We start from the raw sequence: 17,314 nt of genomic DNA on the forward strand, positions 1-17,314 counted from the left end.
GGGATAGGAACGAAAATAGGCATTGATGCCACCGCGCCGACCCCTCGTCCTTGGGAATTTCAGCGACTGGATTTGCAGCAAGTTGATTTAGACAAGTATGATATAGAGGAATAACTCTCTTTATAAAAAAAAGAAAAGAATACGAAGCTGTCATCCTGTGTAATGTAATATAATTTAGCATTTGATTAAAATAAAAGAGGAAGTGAAAGGTTAGTAAAATCAACCTTTTACTTCTTCGTTCTTGATAAGTATTCATCTATAATTTCTTCTATTTTATTCAATTCCTTAATGCAAATGGCTCGATCAGAAACTTGAATAATTCCCTCTTCTTTCCATTCTTTAAATATCTTCCAGACAGTGACTCGTGATTTGCCTATATAGTTCGAGATAGATGATTGGTTTAGACTAATCGTGAGATTTGCTGTTTTTTCATAGAGTAAACAAAGGTAATAAGCAAGTTGGATGTCAGCGGGGGCATCCACTATCGATTCTATTTTCGCCAGCATGCGGATTTTTGCAATAAGAGAAAAACTGAATTCTTGCGCTGCTTCAGGATAGTCTGTACATAAATTACGAAAGTCATTGGAAGAAAAGTAATAGAGAGTGGAGTCTAGCGTGATTTCGGCTGTAGTGAAATAAGTACCTTCTGTGAGCCCTTGTTCCCCTATTAACCCTCCAGAAAGGACATAGTCAATGATTTGTTCATGACCATCATCCCTAAGCATACTAATTTTTACTTCACCTTCATGAAGATAATAAAAGCCGTTTCCTAAATCACCTTGCCGATATACAATGGCATTTCTCGATAGTTTTCGAATTTGACCGTAATCGATGTGATTGGACCAGGTAAAAGGCTCTCTATTCATTAATAACTCCCCTTGCTATTTGTTCTAGCGTATCATCAAGCTATGAATTCGAATGTTATGTAGACAGTGTACTTAGATTATACTACAAAATCATTTATAATTAAAAAAATTCTAAACTATAAAAAAATACATGTTAATCATTTAACAGCAGCTTCTTTCGACGGAAAGTATCATAATGATATAAAATATTTAAGACTATTCAGAAAGAAGGGGAGATATTTAAAGAAAGAACTTAGAATGAGATATCTAAAAAGATTAGAAAATGAATCATTTATAAATTGGGGAGGGGAATAAGAGAATGGATTATAGACTGACAGAAGAACAAGAGAAGTATGTCAATATATGCGCAGAATTAGCTGAAGACTTTGCTACGAGGGCCGAGCAACATGACCGTGAAAGGTCTGCTCCGGAAGAGAATTATGAAATATTGCGTCAGAAAGGGTTCTATGGGATTGCGATTCCAAAGGAGTATGGCGGCTTAGGAATTGGGTTTTTAGGATATACCGCTTGTATTATGCAAATCGCACAGGGCTGTGCTGCTACTGCCAATTCATTTAATATGCATGCCAATGCGACAGGGTCGATATTGCAGCACCCTAAAGTTCCAGAAAGTGTCAAACAAAGAGTTGCTGATCTCGCACTTAGAGAAGGGAAGCTGATGTGTACATCTGTGTCTGAGCCTACTTCCTCGAGCCTTTTAGCGAGCGCTTACACTCCTTCTCTAGAAGCTAGACGGGTCAATGGAGGCCATACTCTTCATGGGAAAAAAGCTTTCTGTTCGATGGTTGAATCTAGTGACTATGTTTACTTGTATGCTCATCCTGAACATGACCCAAATCCTCAGGCTAGCATTGGATTCTTAGTTCCTATCAATAAAGGAAATGTAGAAGGAGTAACCATTCACGACGTATGGGATACGCATGGAATGAGGGCAACAAGAAGTAATACAGTGGAGTATGACGGTGTTTTCGTACCGGATGATTTAATTCTTCATGAGACAGATGAATTTTTAAATGACTTTATCGTTCGCGGAGCAAACTGGTCATTTGGCGGATTTGCAGCTGTTTATCTCGGTATTGGGCTTGGAATTCTTAACTTTGCTTCAGACTTTTTAACAAACAGAGTCGCTAAAGGTTACGCTCAATCTCAAGGTTATCACCCGGATATTCGGAGACGGATTGGAGATATGGCCTCTGAGTTGGAGGCAGCAGAATTACAAATGAAACATGCTGCTTGGTATTGTGACACTTACGGATTAAGTGTAGATACATTCCATCACTTCATTAAAGCGAAGAATACGATCGGGCAAGCTGTAGCCAATACGTCAAGGTCAGCTACGATTGCTTGTGGAGCTCATAGTCTGATGAAAAACGTGCCATTAGAAAGAATGATACGTGATGCTGCCACGGCGCCTATTATGCCTCCGAATGTTGACGCAGCGGCTGATCAAGCAGGGCTGTTGGCGATGGGACTAAATCCAGCTGAAGCGCTACCACCGCTGAGAGCTGCGGAAAAACTAACTACACCCGAGGTAATGGAGTGAGAATATGAGTAACGATATGAACAAGCGTTTAGAAGGAAAAGTAGCTATTATTACAGGCGCTGGAAGTGGAATCGGAAGGGCGACTGCGAAGCGTTTTGCCGATCAAGGTGCATCTCTTGTATTAAATGATATTGATAGAGATCGTTTGAATAATTTGCTGCAGGAATTAATCCATCAAGATAATCATCTTCTCATTGATGGAGACATTTCCAAGGAGGAAACCGCAAATAGTTTAAGTGATGCAGCCATTGAAAAGCATGGACAGATTGACATTTTAGTAAACAATGCTGGCATTCATTTTATTAAAGATATAACAGACGTGACTCCGGATGATTTTGACCGCTGCGTTTCTATTAATATGAAGAGCATGTACTTATGTGCCAGGGCAGTCATCCCGCACATGCTAGAAAGAAAACAAGGCTCTATTATTAATCTTGGTTCTATTTCTTCTTTTGTCGGGCAAGAGATGATGGGGAAAAGTACGTTTTTATACAATATGACGAAAGCAGCTGCAGTTCAGATGGCAAAGTCTTTAGCTACCAGATATGCAGCTGATGGAATTCGAGTGAACGCTGTTTGTCCAGGAGCGACGAAGACAGATCAAATTACAGAAGAACACACGCAGAATATAGTAACCATGGAAGAATTTTGGAAGGGAGCGGGAGAATCTCATCCGGTTCAAAGACCTGCTGATCCTTCTGAAATCGCTAATGCTATTCTGTTTCTGGCATCGGATGAATCATCCTTTGTCACAGGCTCTCCGTTAGTGGTAGATGGAGGCTACACGGCTCAGTAAGGGAAATGGCATGGAGAGTACTTGGACAGGAGCAGAAGTGAGAATGAACGGGTTTGCTTAGAAAAAGTACTGAAATTTTCTCAGTAAAAAAGTATACCAATAAGAGATGGAAAATTGCTAATAGTAGGAAAGTAGGTTGATGAAAATGTATACAACTGCCACAGCATTCTTAGAAGCGTTGCATGAAGCTGGAGTTTCTTATATTTTTGCAAACTTAGGAAGTGATCATCCAGCAATCATCGAAAGTTTAGCTCGAGCGAAGAAAGAGAACAAGGAATTACCAACGGTTATTACGTGTCCCCACGAATTTGTAGCTTTAAGCGCTGCTCATGGCTATGCCCAGGCAACAGGTGAACCACAGGCGGTTATGGTACACGTAGAGTGCGGCACTCAGAATTTGGGAGGAGCTGTTCATAATGCATCGCGAAGTCGGGTTCCTGTTTTAATTTTCGCTGGTGCTTCCCCGTATACTCAGGAAGGTGAGTTAACAGGAAGCCGAAATGAATTTATCCACTGGATTCAGGATGTGCCTGACCAGCGTGGAATTATGCGCGGCTACACAAAATACGATAACGAAATTCGTACAGGAGCTAACGTAAAACAGCTCGTATACCGGTCACTTCAAATTGCTAAGAGTGATCCGACAGGGCCGGTTTACTTAATGGGGCCTCGTGAGGCAATGGAAGAGGAAACAGAACCGGTGACTCTTGATAATGAACTTTGGGAACCTATTTCCCCGGGGGCTATTGCTCCCAAACAGCTAGAACAATTGACGAATGCTTTAGTCACAGCGAAAAATCCGCTTATTGTAACTTCTTATTTAGGACGAAACACAGAGGCAGTGGAAGAGCTTGTTCGATTAAGTGAGAAATTGTCCATACCAGTCATTGAATCTATTCCTCATCAAATGAATTTTCCGGCAGATCATTCCATGCACTTAGGATCTCAATGGAATACACCAGGGCAAAACGAACAACTTGCCGAAGCAGATCTTGTCCTTGTCATAGACAGCGATGTGCCGTGGATTCAAATGAAAAACAAACCATCTGATCAGGCAACAGTCTATTATCTAGATGTTGATCCGTTAAAAGAAGAAATGCCGCTTTGGTATATTCCATCAAAGCAGTTCCTTAAGGCAGACTCCCATATTGCTCTTCAGCAGATTAATCAGTATATCGATGATCGCTGCGAAGTGGACCTAGATATGGTTTCTAAGCGGTGGGAGAAATTTGAAGATATTCACCAGAAGCAGATGGAAGAAAAACGCCAGGTTGAACAAGCAAAAACTGATGTGATCACACCGGAGTATTTAACCGCATGTGTGAGAGAGGTAATTGATGAGGAGAACACGATTGTATTGAATGAAGGTATTACAAACTATGGAGCTATCTCTAATCATATCGGTCTAAACACTCCAGGTTCTTATTATGGCAGTGGTGCTGGTTCTTTAGGATGGAATGGCGGTGCAGCTATAGGCATGAAATTAGCAAAATCGGACAAGACGATTGTCAGTTTGACCGGAGACGGTTCTTACTTATTCAGTGTTCCATCTACGGTTCACTGGATGTCTAATAGATATGAAACGCCGTTTTTGACCGTTATTTATAACAATTCAGGTTGGAAAGCTCCGAAAATGTCTACTTTAGGGGTGCATCCGCGCGGGGTTGCAAATGAAACGGAAGGATTCTGGGTGAATTTTGACCCAGCAGCTGATCTAGCAAAAATAGCAGAAGCTGCTGGTAGTGCTCATCCGATCAAAGTAGAAGAGCGCTCTGAATTGAAAGGTATCTTAGAAGAAGGGCTGAGAATAGTTCAGGAAGGAAAATCCGTGGTTATTAATGTCACTATTCCGCATGTCTACGCAAAAGAGGAAGTGGATGCTGGTGAACAAATACCTGATTTAGAGGCTGAAGTTAAAAAATAAAAAATTAAACTGGAGGTAGGGAAATGAGCGTAAAAACAAACCTTTTAAGTGATGTTCTTTCTAGTATCGCAGATGGGAAAGTAGAGGTAGTAGACTTAACGCAAGTCTTGAATGAAGATACACCTGTCATCCAGCTGCCGCCCCCTTTCAAAAATACTGGCGGTTTCAAGTTTATGCCTTTGTCGGAGTATGATGAAAATGGTCCGGTCTGTTATTGGAATGATTTCGTAGCCGGAGAGCATTGTGGTACTCATTTTGATGCCCCAGTCCATTGGGTTTCCGGGAAAAATGGAGATTCTGTAGATACCATGCCAGTGAAAAATATGATTGGAGAAGCTTGTGTCATTGATATTAGAAAAAAAGTTGAAATGGATCCAGACTACTGCTTAAGTGTGAACGATATTAAAGAATTTGAAGAAGAGCATGGGAAAATCTCCAGCCACTCCTTCGTTCTTGTCTATGCTGGATGGGATAAATATAACGATGACCATGAGAAATATTTCAATGTAGGAGAAGATGGACAGCCTCATACCCCTGGGGTCTCTCAAGAAGCATCTATTTTCCTTGTGGAAGAGCGGGATGTTCTTGGAGTTGGTGTAGAAACAGTAGGGACTGATGCTGGAATTGCCGGTTCTTTTGATCCGCCGTTTCCTAACCATCACTATATGCATAAAGCCAACAAATATGGCATTGCTCAATTAGCAAATTTGGACCAGCTGCCTCCTAAAGGAGCCGTATTGATTGTTAATCCTTTGAAAATTGAAAGAGGAAGCGGCAGTCCGCTGCGCGTGCTGGCATTAGTCGAGAAGAACTAGATAGCATAATAGATGGATATATGAGGCAAACACAATATTCTTATCCGAATCAGTGTGAAACTGGTTTGGATAAGAATTATTTTTACACATGGACTAGTTCTTTTATCATTAATGAAGTTTCAAAAACGATAGCCTCCAGTTGTTTGGCAAGAGAGTGGACGTACTGGAAGGAGGAGGAAATGAGATGAAGACTTTTGACGTCGTTATTGTTGGAAGTGGTATTAACTCTTTATCCGCAGCAGCTATTCTTTCCAAAAAAGGGCATAAAGTTGCAGTGTTAGAGAGAAATGATTGGATAGGCGGATGCATTAAAACAGAAGAGATAGTAGCTCCGGGTTTTAAAACAGATGTGTTTTCAGGGTGGCATCCTTTATTTGTAACAGGCCCGGCATATGCATCGCTTAAAGAAGATTTGGAGAAAAATGGGCTTGAATATGTCAATACAGAAGTTCCTGCCGGGATAGTGACTCCCGACAATAAAAATACTGTATTGTACACCAGCCGTCAAAAGAACATTGAGTTGTTTAACCAATTATCCCCGGGAGATGGAGACAGGTTTAATGAATTAATGCAGAACTTTGAGGAAAACGCTGAGATGGTATTTCAAATGTTGTCTCATGAACCACTGGCTTGGCCGTCTCTTCGTACAGTAATAAAAACGGCAAGAAAAAAAGGATTAAAGGAATTTAAACAAGACGTCGGGTTTATGGTGAAGTCTGCTGATAAGTTACTAGATCAGTATTTTGAAAGTGACTTAATTAAAGCACTGTTTGCTCCTTGGATTCTGCATACAGGATTAGGACCGAATGATGCCGTAGGAAATATTATGATGCAGGTGCTTATATTTTCACTCGAAGCCGCCGGTATGCCTGTTCCTAAAGGCGGCGGAGGAGAGCTTGTAAAGGCTTTGATGAAAATAGTTGAGGGCAATGGGGGAGAATTTTTCATCAATGAAGATGTTAACAAAATTTTAGTTGAAAATAAAACAGTAAAAGGGGTGCAAACGCAAAATGGGGAGTTTTATGCGAAATACGTTCTTGCGAATGTGACACCTCACCAATTGTATGAAGAACTACTGCCCGAAACATTCGTCTCTAAAAGAATCCAAAGAGATGTAGAGAATTATCGATATGGCAATGCGGATATGCAAATTCACTATGCCTTAGAAGGATCGTTAAACTGGGAGAATAGTGAATTAAATAAGGCTGCCGTAGTAAACCTGACCAGTGGAGTAGACGGAGTCAGCCGTTCTGTAAATGAAGCTTATAATGGTCTGTTGCCATCGGAACCTACTGTAGCGGTCGGTCAGCACACAGCTTTTGATCCAAGCCGTGCTCCTGAAGGCAAGCATACTCTGTGGATTCAGTTATTGGAAATGCCTAGAGAGTTAAAGGGAGATGCTTTAGGAGAAATTGATACATCTAATGGTTATTCAGAAGAAGTCATTGAGGCTTGTGTAGCTCGTATCGAAGACCGTATTGCCAAACATGCTCCTAACTTTAAAGACATGATTATCGACCGTAAAGTCATTTCACCCGTGGATTTAGAAGCAAGCAATCGCAACCTCGTTGGGGGAGATCCTTACTCAGGAGCTGCTTCTATCGATCAATTCCTATTATGGAGACCGACAGCGGAATTTAAACAACATGATACACCGGTGAAGAATTTATATCACATCGGTGCTGCCAGTCATCCAGGACCAGGACTTGGCGGTACGTCCGGGTATTTAGCGGCTCAGCAGGTAAAATAAATATTAAATATATAATGAAAATATTAAAAGATTAAGTTTTTTAATGTTTTCTACAGTTCTAATATTTTTGTTATTTTCGCTCATAATGTTAACAAGTTAACAGAGGGTGGGTGGTTAAGGTCGATATAATGAAAAAAGAATAAGATAATGAAACAAAAAAGAGGAATAAAAAGATAAATGGCGAAATAAAAACTTTAGTTATTAGAAATTATTTTATTTATTATTATTTAAATATTTCAACAATTTAAAAATTTATCTAGAATCGATATCCTGATCCGAGAAGGGTCTAGATATATATTGGTTATCTGTTTGTAAGTAATAATAGTTATAGGGGGTAAGCGAAATGGGAACTGCAAGTATTGCAGATGTAAATCTTGATGAAAAGTACGGCCCGTTTATAAACGGGGAAGTCGGAGAACCAGCTAACGGTTATATTGATGCTATTAACGCGGCAAATGGAAAGCTGCTCGCAAAAATCGGGAGAGGTGGACAAGAAGATGTTGACCGGGCTGTGAAAGCCGCAAATGCAGCATTTAAAGACTGGTCTAACACACTTATTGAAGAGCGTTCAGCACTACTTCATAAAATAGCAGATACACTAGAAGCAAACCAAGAGCGTTTGAAAATGATTGAATGCATGGATACAGGCCGTGCTATTCATGAATTCGACCTCGACTATCAACTGGCTGTTTATCAATTCCGTTATTTTGCGTCTGCGATTTTAACTTATGAAGGCACTTCGCGTCCGGTTCAAAATGGTCATTTAATTACAAAGAAAGAGCCGCTTGGCGTGTGTGCTCAAATCATTCCATGGAATGTACCGATGATTATGACAGCCTTCAAATTGGCCCCAGCTCTTGCTGCCGGTAACACACTTGTATTAAAGCCGGCAGAAGATGCTTGTCTCTCTATAATGGAATTCGCGAAACTCTTAGCGGACATTCTTCCAAAAGGCGTAGTCAATGTTGTTCCAGGTTACGGTACAGAAGCAGGACAAGCTCTTATCGACCATCCGAACGTGCACAAGCTTGCTTTCACAGGAAGCGTTGAGGTAGGACGTTTGGTTGGTAAAACAGCCGGAGAAAGAATTCTTCCTGTTACGCTTGAACTTGGTGGTAAAGCACCGCATATCGTTTTCCCTGATGTAGATATTGATCGCGCGGTGGAAAATGCAACGCTTGGATATACATTCTTTAATGGAGAGAGTTGTATTCTTGGCACACGTCTTCTTATTCATGATGATATTTATGATGAATTTATCGAAAAATTAATTGCCAGAGCAAAAGAAATTAAAATTGGGGATCCAACAGACCGGTCTACAAGATTAGCTTCGCTTATTAATGAAAAACAGGGAAAGCGGGTTCTTGGATACTTCGATATTGCTAGAAAAGAAGGGGCTAAAATCCTTTACGGCGGCAACCGTGTCACTGTTCCAGGCAACGAACATGGATATTTCATTGAGCCAACGATTATTGAGGCTGAACCTCATATGAGAATTGCTCAGGAAGAGATATTTGGGCCGGCAGCTACCGTTACACGCTGGAGAGATGTCGATGAAGTAATTGAGATGGCAAACGATGTAGAGTATGGATTGGCAGCTGGGATTATGACAGAAGATCTTGAAAAAGCCTTGGATACTGCCAATAAATTGGAGGCAGGCAGTGTTTGGATTAATTCATATTTTAACTTCCAATCTGGTGCGCCTTTTGGTGGATATAAAAACAGTGGTGTGGGAAGAGAATACAGTCAGGAAGCATTGGATCACTATACGCAGTCCAAAACGATTGTAGCAGCATATCAGCTTCCGCCAGCTGGATTTTTCAAATAATAAATTTCAAATCATAAATATCGTATATCTTATGAACAGCTTGAATAAATGAAATGATGCCAAGGCAGCATTTAATAGCTGTTTTGGCATCTTTTGTTTACACGAAACAGAGACTTCATAAAGGGGATTTTGTAAAGAGGAAGTGGTTTTGGAGGTACACTAACGAAGGAGGCTGTGAAATGAAAAAGAGGTTTCACATAGGCTTTGTGCTTTTATTCACTATGATTTTAGCTGCAGGATGCGGAGCGGAAGAAACGAGTGAGATGACAGATGCAGATTCAAATAATAAAGCTGGAGAAAATTTCAGAATTGTTAGTTTTCTTCCGGCCGATCATTCATTTACCGAGGGAATTGTACCTATTTGGATCAATAAAATGGAAGAAGCAACCGATGGAGCGGTGACGTTTGAATGGATTGGAGGACCCGAATCCATCCCTCTTGAAGAACAATTTGATGCTGTAGTGAACGGCACAGTAGAGGTAGGGTTTAATGTGAGCTCTTATTACGGGCATTTAATGCCGGAAACACACTCCTTAAATCTTTCTCCTTTTACTCCAGAAGAAGAAAGAGAAAATGGATATTTTGATTATCTGCAAGAAAAATTTAATGAGCAGAATGTAGAATACACCGGCAGATGGTTAGGACCATCCCCTTACTATCTATGGACCAATGAAAAAATTGAATCGTTAGATGAACTAAAAGGACAAAGAATGCGGTCAAATCCTACGTATGACGGAATTTTACAGCGTCTGGGAGTAAACCCGGTAACAGTAAGCCCATCAGACGTGTACACTTCCTTAGAACGTAATATGGTTGATGGTTTCGGTTTTCCGCTATTAGGGCCCAATGATTCAGGATGGACAGAGGTAACAGAATACATTATCGATGAACCTTTCTTAAATCAGAACGGAACCATTTTATTTAACAAACAGGCTTTTGATTCTTTGTCACCGGAAATCCAGAACAAGCTTCATGAAGCGAATGCTGAATTTGAATATGAGATGGTAGAACATTTCAAGGAAAAAAATGAAAAAGAATGGGAAACTATTCTGGATGCTGGTGTAGAGAAGATTACGTTAAGTGAAGAAGAGAGTAAGAAATTCCAAGGATTTGTAGAAGATGCTTTCTGGGAAAAGCTTGAGGATGAAGCGCCGGAAGAGGTAGATACGTTAAGGGAACTATTTGAAAGTGAATGAATGTTTAAGGCGGTAGAGTTTGTGAAGGTTTGGCTGTATGTAAAGAAGCCAAATCTTCTTATTCCAGCTTAGAAAAAGAAGGTGATCGCTGTTGTCTTCTATAGGTAAAGCACTAAATAAAATAGAAAATATCATGGCAGCATTAGGGTGTATTTTATTACTGTTTATTACAGTGTTGGTGTGTGTCGAAGTCTTTTCTAGATATTTTTTTGATTACTCCTTTATATGGGTGAATGAAATAACGGAGTACAGCTTATTATATATTACTTGTCTCGGCGGAGCCTGGCTGCTTCGGAAAAGCGGACATATTACCATAGATATTATTGACTTCGTTCCAAGTGAGATACTGCACCGAATCATACAAATATTCGTACCTATTGCAGGTATCATCGTAAGCGGGATTATCACCTGGTATGGGATTCTTACCACTGTTGATCTGTATGAAAGAAATGTCACAAGTGTAACTACTTTAGCTACTCCGCAAGTCTATATTTATGTTGTGATTCCTGTGTCTTTTTTTGTGATTATGCTGGAGTTTATCCGCATGCTGTATTTTGCTGTCGTCAGCAAGAGTGTTAACAACGGAGGTGGTCTGTTTTGATTTGGTGGCAAGTCCTGACTGTTATATTGATTGGTTTATTTTTTCTTATGATATTTAGGGTGCCTATTGCTTTTGCATTTCTATTGGTAAATATAGTAGCTGCTTATTTTATCTGGGGGGAAGAGGAGGGATTGGATCTATTAATTTCAAGTATGGGAAGTTCTCTGATTAATTTTTCCCTTCTTCCTATTCCGCTGTTTATATTAATGGGGGAAATAATGTTCCAGTCAGGGACAGCTCCGAGAATGATTAACACCGTAGACAAATGGTTTGGTAATGTTCCCGGCAGATTAAGCATGCTGGCTGTTGGTTCAGGGGCCTTATTGTCCACGCTGACGGCTTCTAACATGGCGAGCACTGCTATGCTGGGATCCACATTAATACCAGAAATGGAGAATAAAAAATATAATAAAACGATGGCTATAGGACCTATCTTAGGAAGCGGGGCTTTAGCGGCCATGATCCCCCCAAGTGCCTTGGGGATTTTGCTGGCTTCCATGGGACAAGTGTCTGTTGGGAAATTTTTAATTGCTATTATACTGCCCGGGATATTAATGGCTGTTCTGTATATGGTTTACATTATTATAAGGGCTGTCACCAATCCTCACTTGGCGCCTGCCTATAAGCAGTCTAAAGTTCCTTTGAAAGAGAAAATTATGGATACATTAAAGTATATAACGCCTTTAGGTTTACTGTTTGTGCTGGTGCTTGGGTTTATTTTCTTGGGGATTGCTACTCCTACAGAGGCTGCTGCAATGGGGGCATTGGGGAGTATGATTCTTTCAGCTTGTTATAAACAATTAACCTTAGATGTTCTTGTGAAATCACTGTCCGGCACATTAAAAATAACAGTGATGATCCTTTTAATCATTTCTGCTTCTGCTGCTTTTAGCCAAATTCTTTCTTTTTCGGGTGCTACGCGCGGTTTAGTAGGTATTATTCAAGATATAAACACGGTTCCTTTAGTAGTCCTTATACTTATGCTTTTCACAGTCATTATATTAGGAACTTTTCTTGAATCACTTTCTATTATGATGCTTATCGTACCGGTTTTTTTTCCGATTGCAAATGCACTTGACTTTGACTTGCTGTGGTTCAGTGTCCTAATATTGCTGGCAATAGAAGTGGGAACAATTAGTCCGCCTTTTGGAACAGGGTTGTTCGCTATGAAAGGGGTAGTCTCGCGTGACACCACGATGATGACAATTTATTCTTCAGCTATCCCTTTTATCTTCCTATTAATTGCTTTAATCTTGCTGGTTTTGTTTGTTCCATCTATAGTAACGTGGCTGCCAGGCATGATGGATACGTCATTTCATTAACTCCGGAAACATCAGCTGAAAATAAAAAGGTTTTTTCATCAAATGAGTGATAACCCGAATAATGGACATTTAATAAAAAGAATCCATTATCCGGGTTTTTCTATTCGAGGGGTGGATCAATTCCCTAAATCTTCTTTATTTTTAAAGTATACATAAGCTGTACCATAGCCTGTTTCTGCTTTATTATTACGTAAGTCGAACCGTTGTGTTTTGAAACCCGTGTTCTGGGAAAACTAACTCTTCCGCTTTTAATAATTTATTCTTTGTTTCTATGGCTTGCTGTTTCCTGCTATCAGCCACCGAATCCCTCTCTTTCCGTTCATGAATGTCTCGTCTCATTGCAACTTAAATGTCATATAAACTTTTACATCTCATCATTTTCATTGACAACACGTCGTTGACAAAGTGTCAACGAAAATCTAACATATTTGATAATTCTATTAATATAAAATATTGAGGTGAATAGAAGTGGACCAAAACTATTTGTATTCAGAAAATTGTGCAAAAGAGCTGGATCAAAAAGACCCTTTAAAGGATTACCGAGCGGAATTTTATATAGGAAATGCTATTTATTTGGATGGTAATTCTCTCGGCCTTTTATCAAAAAGAGCCGAAAAATCCCTTATGACCATTCTTCATTCGTGGAAAAAATACGGTATTGACGGTTGGACCAACGGTGACAATCCATGGTTTTACCTTTCACAAGACTTAGGGAAGAAGCTGGCGCCTTTAGTTGGTGCTCAAGCTGAAGAAGTCATTGTTACCGGGTCTACAACAACCAATATTCATCAGCTAGTGTCCACATTCTATAAGCCGACTTCTAAAAGGTACAAAATATTAGCGGATGATACGACCTTCCCATCGGACATTTATGCGTTAAAAAGCCAGCTGAAGTTGAAAGGATACAACCCTTCTGAAGCACTTATTCAAGTCAAGAGCCAGAATGATATCCTGTTAGAAGAGCAAATCATCGATCAAATGAAACAAGATGTCGCTCTTATTTTACTTCCTAGCGTGCTTTATAGAAGCGGACAAATTTTAGATATGAAAAGACTGACAGCCGAAGCACACAAAAGAAATATTGTGATAGGCTTTGACTTATGCCACTCCATTGGAGCAATTCCTCATGAGCTTGATACATGGGACGTTGACTTTGCCATGTGGTGTACCTATAAGCATATAAATGGAGGACCTGGTTCAGTTGGGGCATTGTATGTTAATAAAAAGCACTTTGGCCAAGATCCCGGATTATCCGGCTGGTTTGGCTCAAGAAAAGATATTCAGTTTGAAATGAAACACGAACTAACAGCTGACGTGGATGCTGGTGCTTTTGAAATCGGTACTCCCCATGTCTTAAGCATGGCGCCGCTGATTGGTTCGCTTCATATGTTTGATGAAGCGGGCATAGACAGCATTCGCAAAAAGTCCTTGGCACTTACAGATTACATGATAGACCTAATCACCTATGAGCTGAAAGAATTTGGTTTCGAGATTGTGACACCACTTGAACACGCAAAACGAGGGGGACACATTCTTTTGAAACATCCATATTCAGCAAGCATCTGCAAAGCGCTTAAAAGTGTTCGTATCATTCCTGATTACAGAGAACCTAATTTTATTAGGTTAGGACCTGTTGCATTATATAATTCATTTCATGACATTTGGAAAACAATTCAATCGCTCAAACAAATTATGACAGAAGAAACCTATAAAAATTTTGCTAATAAGCGAGACATTATCGCCTAAGGATGGATGGAAATGAAAAATGGAAAGTGGATAGACATCTCCCAGCCGGTTCATGACAATATGGCACATTGGCCTGAAGATATCCCGTTTTCATATGAGTTATCGTTTACAAAAAAACAGACAGAATCAGTAAACATTGGAAGGATGACTACCAGTCTTCATACAGGTACGCATGTTGACGCCCCGTTCCACTTCTTAGACAACGGTGAAAAAATGATAGATCTGGATATTAATCATTTTATTGGACCGTGCCTTGTCGCAGATGTAACCAGTTTAAAAACAATCACCAGAGAAGCGTTGGAAAACCTTCACATTTATGGAGCTGAGCGTTTATTATTAAAAACCTTAACTGTGAGCAGCCCGAATATATTTCCTAAAAGTGTTCCCTGTCTTACGGTAGATGCTGTGGATTTCTTGAAAGAAAGTGACATCAAACTGCTGGGGGTTGACGTTCCATCCGTTGATCCGTTAGACAGTAAAGAATTGCTGATTCATCACCAATTGTATAAACATCAAATTAATATCTTGGAAAACGTAAAACTAGACCATATTAAGCCAGGTAAATATGAATTAGCTGCTCTTCCGCTTCCTCTAGAAGAGGGAGATGGAAGCCCAGTTCGTGCAGCTATTAGGGTGCCTGACTAAACAGGAATGTTAAGGAGAGATTAGATGACAAACCCTACTAACGACGAAAATAATATTGAAACGAACTTTAAGGAAAAGATGACCTATGGAGAATATTTGCAGCTTGATTCATTACTCTCAAGCCAGAACAGGTTATCCGGCCACCATGACGAAATGCTCTTTATTATCATTCATCAGGTCAGTGAACTATGGATGAAGTTAATACTGCATGAGCTGAATGCTGCTATCGAAGCTATCAAAAAAGACCATTTATCTGTCAGCTTTAAAAAACTGGCCCGTGTATCACAAATTCAATTTCAAATAATAAAGGCCTGGGATGTTCTGTCTACACTGACCCCGTCTGAATACCTTGAATTTAGAGATTCTCTAGGAAATGCTTCTGGATTTCAATCTTATCAGTATAGACTAATAGAATTTGCTTTAGGTTATAAAACAGATTTCATTCTAAAGATTTATGAAAAGGATACGGAATTACACCAGCAGTTAGAACAGGCTTATAGAGCACCCAGCCTTTACGATGTTTCTATTTCCGCTTTAAAGAGGGCAGGATTCGATATTTCTGATGATATACTGAAAAGAGATGTTTCTAAAGCTTATACATTTGATGAGAGTGTCCATAAAGCTTGGAAAGAGGTTTATCAAAACACAGATGATCACTGGGATCTGTATGAGCTTGCCGAAAAGCTTGTAGATATCGAAGACCGTTTCCAGCAATGGCGGTTCCGTCACATGAAAACGGTGGAACGGATTATAGGTTTTAAAACAGGAACCGGAGGCTCATCAGGTGTTCATTATTTAAAAAAGGTGTTAGACCAAACATTTTTTCCAGAACTATGGCATCTGCGGTCCGAACTGTAGCTGTTAATCATGAATAGAGCCAATATGTCTTTACTATTGTAGAGCTTTTTTCATGTGCTACTTTATATATTAAAAATTTTTGAAAATTCCGTCACTAAGTATGTTTATTATAGGAATTAATTTCAATATAGTATATATACACTATCCATCCAAGAATCCATTTATTGAGAAAGGAGGCAGTACATATTCAGGAAGTGACAGAGCTGCCTAACGAATCTTAAGATATCGCTAAACATCAAAAAGGGGGTAATCAAATGCATTATAGACCAGAAGATAATGATCACGGTTTGAAATGGACACCGTTTAAATCCTGTGTAGTCCCCAGACCAATAGGCTGGATTTCTACAGTAAGTGTTGATGGTGTCAATAATCTAGCGCCGTATAGCCAGTTTCAAAATCTAAGTTTTGATCCACCATGTGTGATGATTGCTGTGAACCAAAAAGATGAGGAACTAAGAAAAGATACAACCATAAATATAGAACAAACTGGTGAGTTTGTATATAACATGGCAACATACGAATTGCGTGAGGCTGTTAACATTACATCGACCTCATTTCCTTCGGATGTGGATGAATTTAAAGTGGCAGGTTTAAATAAAGCGGAGTCATTAATGGTAAAGCCGTTTAGAGTAGCAGAGTCCCCTATACAATTCGAATGTGAATATCAACAAACAGTTAGAATACCAGGGAATGGCGTGGGTACAGTCGATTTGATAATTGGCAGAGTAGTCATGGTTCATATCGATGATAAAGTAATAAGCCCTGAAGGAAAGGTAGACATCTTAAAAGCTCGTCCTCTTGCTAGGTTAGGATATTATGATTATACAAGTGTTGAATCTATATATGAGATAAAACCTCCAAAAGGTGACAGTAATCTTACAGAGGGACTCGAGGGAAAGAGGAATTTATAATAATTCTTTTTAATTATTGTTAGTTTGGACTGTGTGTTGAAGAAAAGAATAATACCTTATTTGATTTTTTGAAAGCGCTTTAATTGTAGATAGGGAGTGTGAATAACGGTCAAGTATATGGGAAATCCGTTTAAAATACTTTGTTGAATCAATTTCATAAATGCTTTTATGATTATCAAAAGCGAACATTATTTCGATTGTAGCGTAAGGCGGCGACTCCTGCGGGATAAGCTTGAGCTGAAGACCCCACAGGCAGCTTGCTGCCGAGGAGGCTGAAGCCAAGCCCGCGGAAAGCGTCCGGCTGAAGCGAAAATTGAATGATAACGAGGGGATTTCATATAATGTTCGTTTATAATGTGATAGATCTGAATTATGAAATTGATTCTGTTTACTATAACTTTAATGAATTATGTGTGAAAGACAAAAATAAAGAAGACTAATAACTAAATAAAATTATTGTAAAGGCACGAATCATTGAAGAAAATCCCCTCTCCGACGGCGGTGATGGGGATG

14 protein-coding genes are annotated in these 17,314 nt (G+C 39.6%); 13 read left to right on the forward strand and 1 reads right to left on the reverse strand.

Annotation, left to right across the window (positions count from 1 at the left end; translation table 11 throughout):
* Positions 1-227 precede the first annotated feature (227 nt).
* A complete protein-coding gene (locus tag BLT18_RS17170) occupies positions 228-866 on the reverse strand; it encodes a Crp/Fnr family transcriptional regulator (RefSeq protein ID WP_091276814.1) in 639 nt (212 codons plus the stop codon).
* A 298-nt stretch (positions 867-1,164) separates the two neighbouring features.
* On the opposite strand from BLT18_RS17170, the gene BLT18_RS17175 reads away from it, so the two are divergent.
* The 13 genes from BLT18_RS17175 to BLT18_RS17235 all read left to right on the forward strand — a co-directional run bounded on the left by BLT18_RS17175 (position 1,165) and on the right by BLT18_RS17235 (position 16,801).
* On the forward strand, positions 1,165-2,409 hold the full coding sequence (locus tag BLT18_RS17175) for an acyl-CoA dehydrogenase family protein (protein ID WP_091276817.1): 1,245 nt from the start codon (positions 1,165-1,167) through the stop codon (positions 2,407-2,409).
* 4 nt (positions 2,410-2,413) lie between these two features.
* A complete protein-coding gene (locus tag BLT18_RS17180; protein WP_091276818.1) occupies positions 2,414-3,205 on the forward strand; it encodes an SDR family NAD(P)-dependent oxidoreductase in 792 nt (263 codons plus the stop codon).
* Between the two features lie 139 nt (positions 3,206-3,344).
* On the forward strand, positions 3,345-5,129 hold the full coding sequence (locus BLT18_RS17185; protein ID WP_245705316.1) for a thiamine pyrophosphate-requiring protein: 1,785 nt from the start codon (positions 3,345-3,347) through the stop codon (positions 5,127-5,129).
* A gap of 23 nt (positions 5,130-5,152) precedes the next feature.
* Positions 5,153-5,944, forward strand: a complete 792-nt coding sequence (locus tag BLT18_RS17190; protein WP_091276820.1) for a cyclase family protein — start codon at positions 5,153-5,155, stop codon at positions 5,942-5,944.
* A gap of 184 nt (positions 5,945-6,128) precedes the next feature.
* Positions 6,129-7,694, forward strand: coding sequence for a phytoene desaturase family protein (locus BLT18_RS17195; RefSeq protein WP_091276822.1), 1,566 nt, complete (start codon positions 6,129-6,131; stop codon positions 7,692-7,694).
* 343 nt (positions 7,695-8,037) lie between these two features.
* Positions 8,038-9,522: an aldehyde dehydrogenase family protein gene (locus tag BLT18_RS17200; protein WP_091276824.1), complete on the forward strand. Its 1,485-nt coding sequence runs from the start codon at positions 8,038-8,040 to the stop codon at positions 9,520-9,522.
* Between the two features lie 179 nt (positions 9,523-9,701).
* On the forward strand, positions 9,702-10,718 hold the full coding sequence (gene dctP, locus BLT18_RS17205; protein WP_175487584.1) for a TRAP transporter substrate-binding protein DctP: 1,017 nt from the start codon (positions 9,702-9,704) through the stop codon (positions 10,716-10,718).
* A 91-nt stretch (positions 10,719-10,809) separates the two neighbouring features.
* Positions 10,810-11,319 carry a TRAP transporter small permease gene (locus tag BLT18_RS17210; RefSeq protein ID WP_091276828.1) on the forward strand — a complete coding sequence of 170 codons (510 nt, stop codon included), beginning with the start codon at positions 10,810-10,812 and terminating at the stop codon, positions 11,317-11,319.
* On the forward strand, positions 11,316-12,641 hold the full coding sequence (locus tag BLT18_RS17215; RefSeq protein WP_091276830.1) for a TRAP transporter large permease: 1,326 nt from the start codon (positions 11,316-11,318) through the stop codon (positions 12,639-12,641). The genes BLT18_RS17210 and BLT18_RS17215 overlap by 4 nt, the downstream gene beginning before the upstream one ends.
* A gap of 468 nt (positions 12,642-13,109) precedes the next feature.
* A complete protein-coding gene (gene kynU / locus BLT18_RS17220; protein ID WP_091276832.1) occupies positions 13,110-14,387 on the forward strand; it encodes a kynureninase in 1,278 nt (425 codons plus the stop codon).
* A gap of 12 nt (positions 14,388-14,399) precedes the next feature.
* A complete protein-coding gene (gene kynB / locus BLT18_RS17225; protein WP_091276835.1) occupies positions 14,400-15,032 on the forward strand; it encodes an arylformamidase in 633 nt (210 codons plus the stop codon).
* Between the two features lie 24 nt (positions 15,033-15,056).
* The gene (gene kynA / locus BLT18_RS17230) at positions 15,057-15,890 is read left to right on the forward strand and encodes a tryptophan 2,3-dioxygenase (RefSeq protein WP_091276838.1); all 834 of its coding nucleotides are present in this window, start codon (positions 15,057-15,059) and stop codon (positions 15,888-15,890) included.
* A gap of 254 nt (positions 15,891-16,144) precedes the next feature.
* A complete protein-coding gene (locus tag BLT18_RS17235) occupies positions 16,145-16,801 on the forward strand; it encodes a flavin reductase family protein (protein ID WP_091276841.1) in 657 nt (218 codons plus the stop codon).
* The last annotated feature ends 513 nt before the right edge of the window (positions 16,802-17,314 follow it).

It is taken from the genome of Alteribacillus persepolensis (genome assembly GCF_900099605.1).
GTDB classification, from domain to species: domain Bacteria; phylum Bacillota; class Bacilli; order Bacillales; family Marinococcaceae; genus Alteribacillus; species Alteribacillus persepolensis.

Excerpts from the sequence above, each read along its gene's own strand:
- dctP (WP_175487584.1), top strand. The coding sequence starts at position 9,702 with ATGAAAAAGAGGTTTCACATAGGCTTTGTGCTTTTATTCACTATGATT.
- kynB (WP_091276835.1), top strand. The coding sequence starts at position 14,400 with ATGAAAAATGGAAAGTGGATAGACATCTCCCAGCCGGTTCATGACAAT.
- BLT18_RS17175 (WP_091276817.1), top strand. The coding sequence starts at position 1,165 with ATGGATTATAGACTGACAGAAGAACAAGAGAAGTATGTCAATATATGC.
- BLT18_RS17180 (WP_091276818.1), top strand. The coding sequence starts at position 2,414 with ATGAGTAACGATATGAACAAGCGTTTAGAAGGAAAAGTAGCTATTATT.
- BLT18_RS17185 (WP_245705316.1), top strand. The coding sequence starts at position 3,345 with ATGAAAATGTATACAACTGCCACAGCATTCTTAGAAGCGTTGCATGAA.
- BLT18_RS17170 (WP_091276814.1), bottom strand. The coding sequence starts at position 866 with ATGAATAGAGAGCCTTTTACCTGGTCCAATCACATCGATTACGGTCAA.
- BLT18_RS17190 (WP_091276820.1), top strand. The coding sequence starts at position 5,153 with ATGAGCGTAAAAACAAACCTTTTAAGTGATGTTCTTTCTAGTATCGCA.
- kynA (WP_091276838.1), top strand. The coding sequence starts at position 15,057 with ATGACAAACCCTACTAACGACGAAAATAATATTGAAACGAACTTTAAG.
- BLT18_RS17235 (WP_091276841.1), top strand. The coding sequence starts at position 16,145 with ATGCATTATAGACCAGAAGATAATGATCACGGTTTGAAATGGACACCG.
- BLT18_RS17195 (WP_091276822.1), top strand. The coding sequence starts at position 6,129 with ATGAAGACTTTTGACGTCGTTATTGTTGGAAGTGGTATTAACTCTTTA.
- BLT18_RS17200 (WP_091276824.1), top strand. The coding sequence starts at position 8,038 with ATGGGAACTGCAAGTATTGCAGATGTAAATCTTGATGAAAAGTACGGC.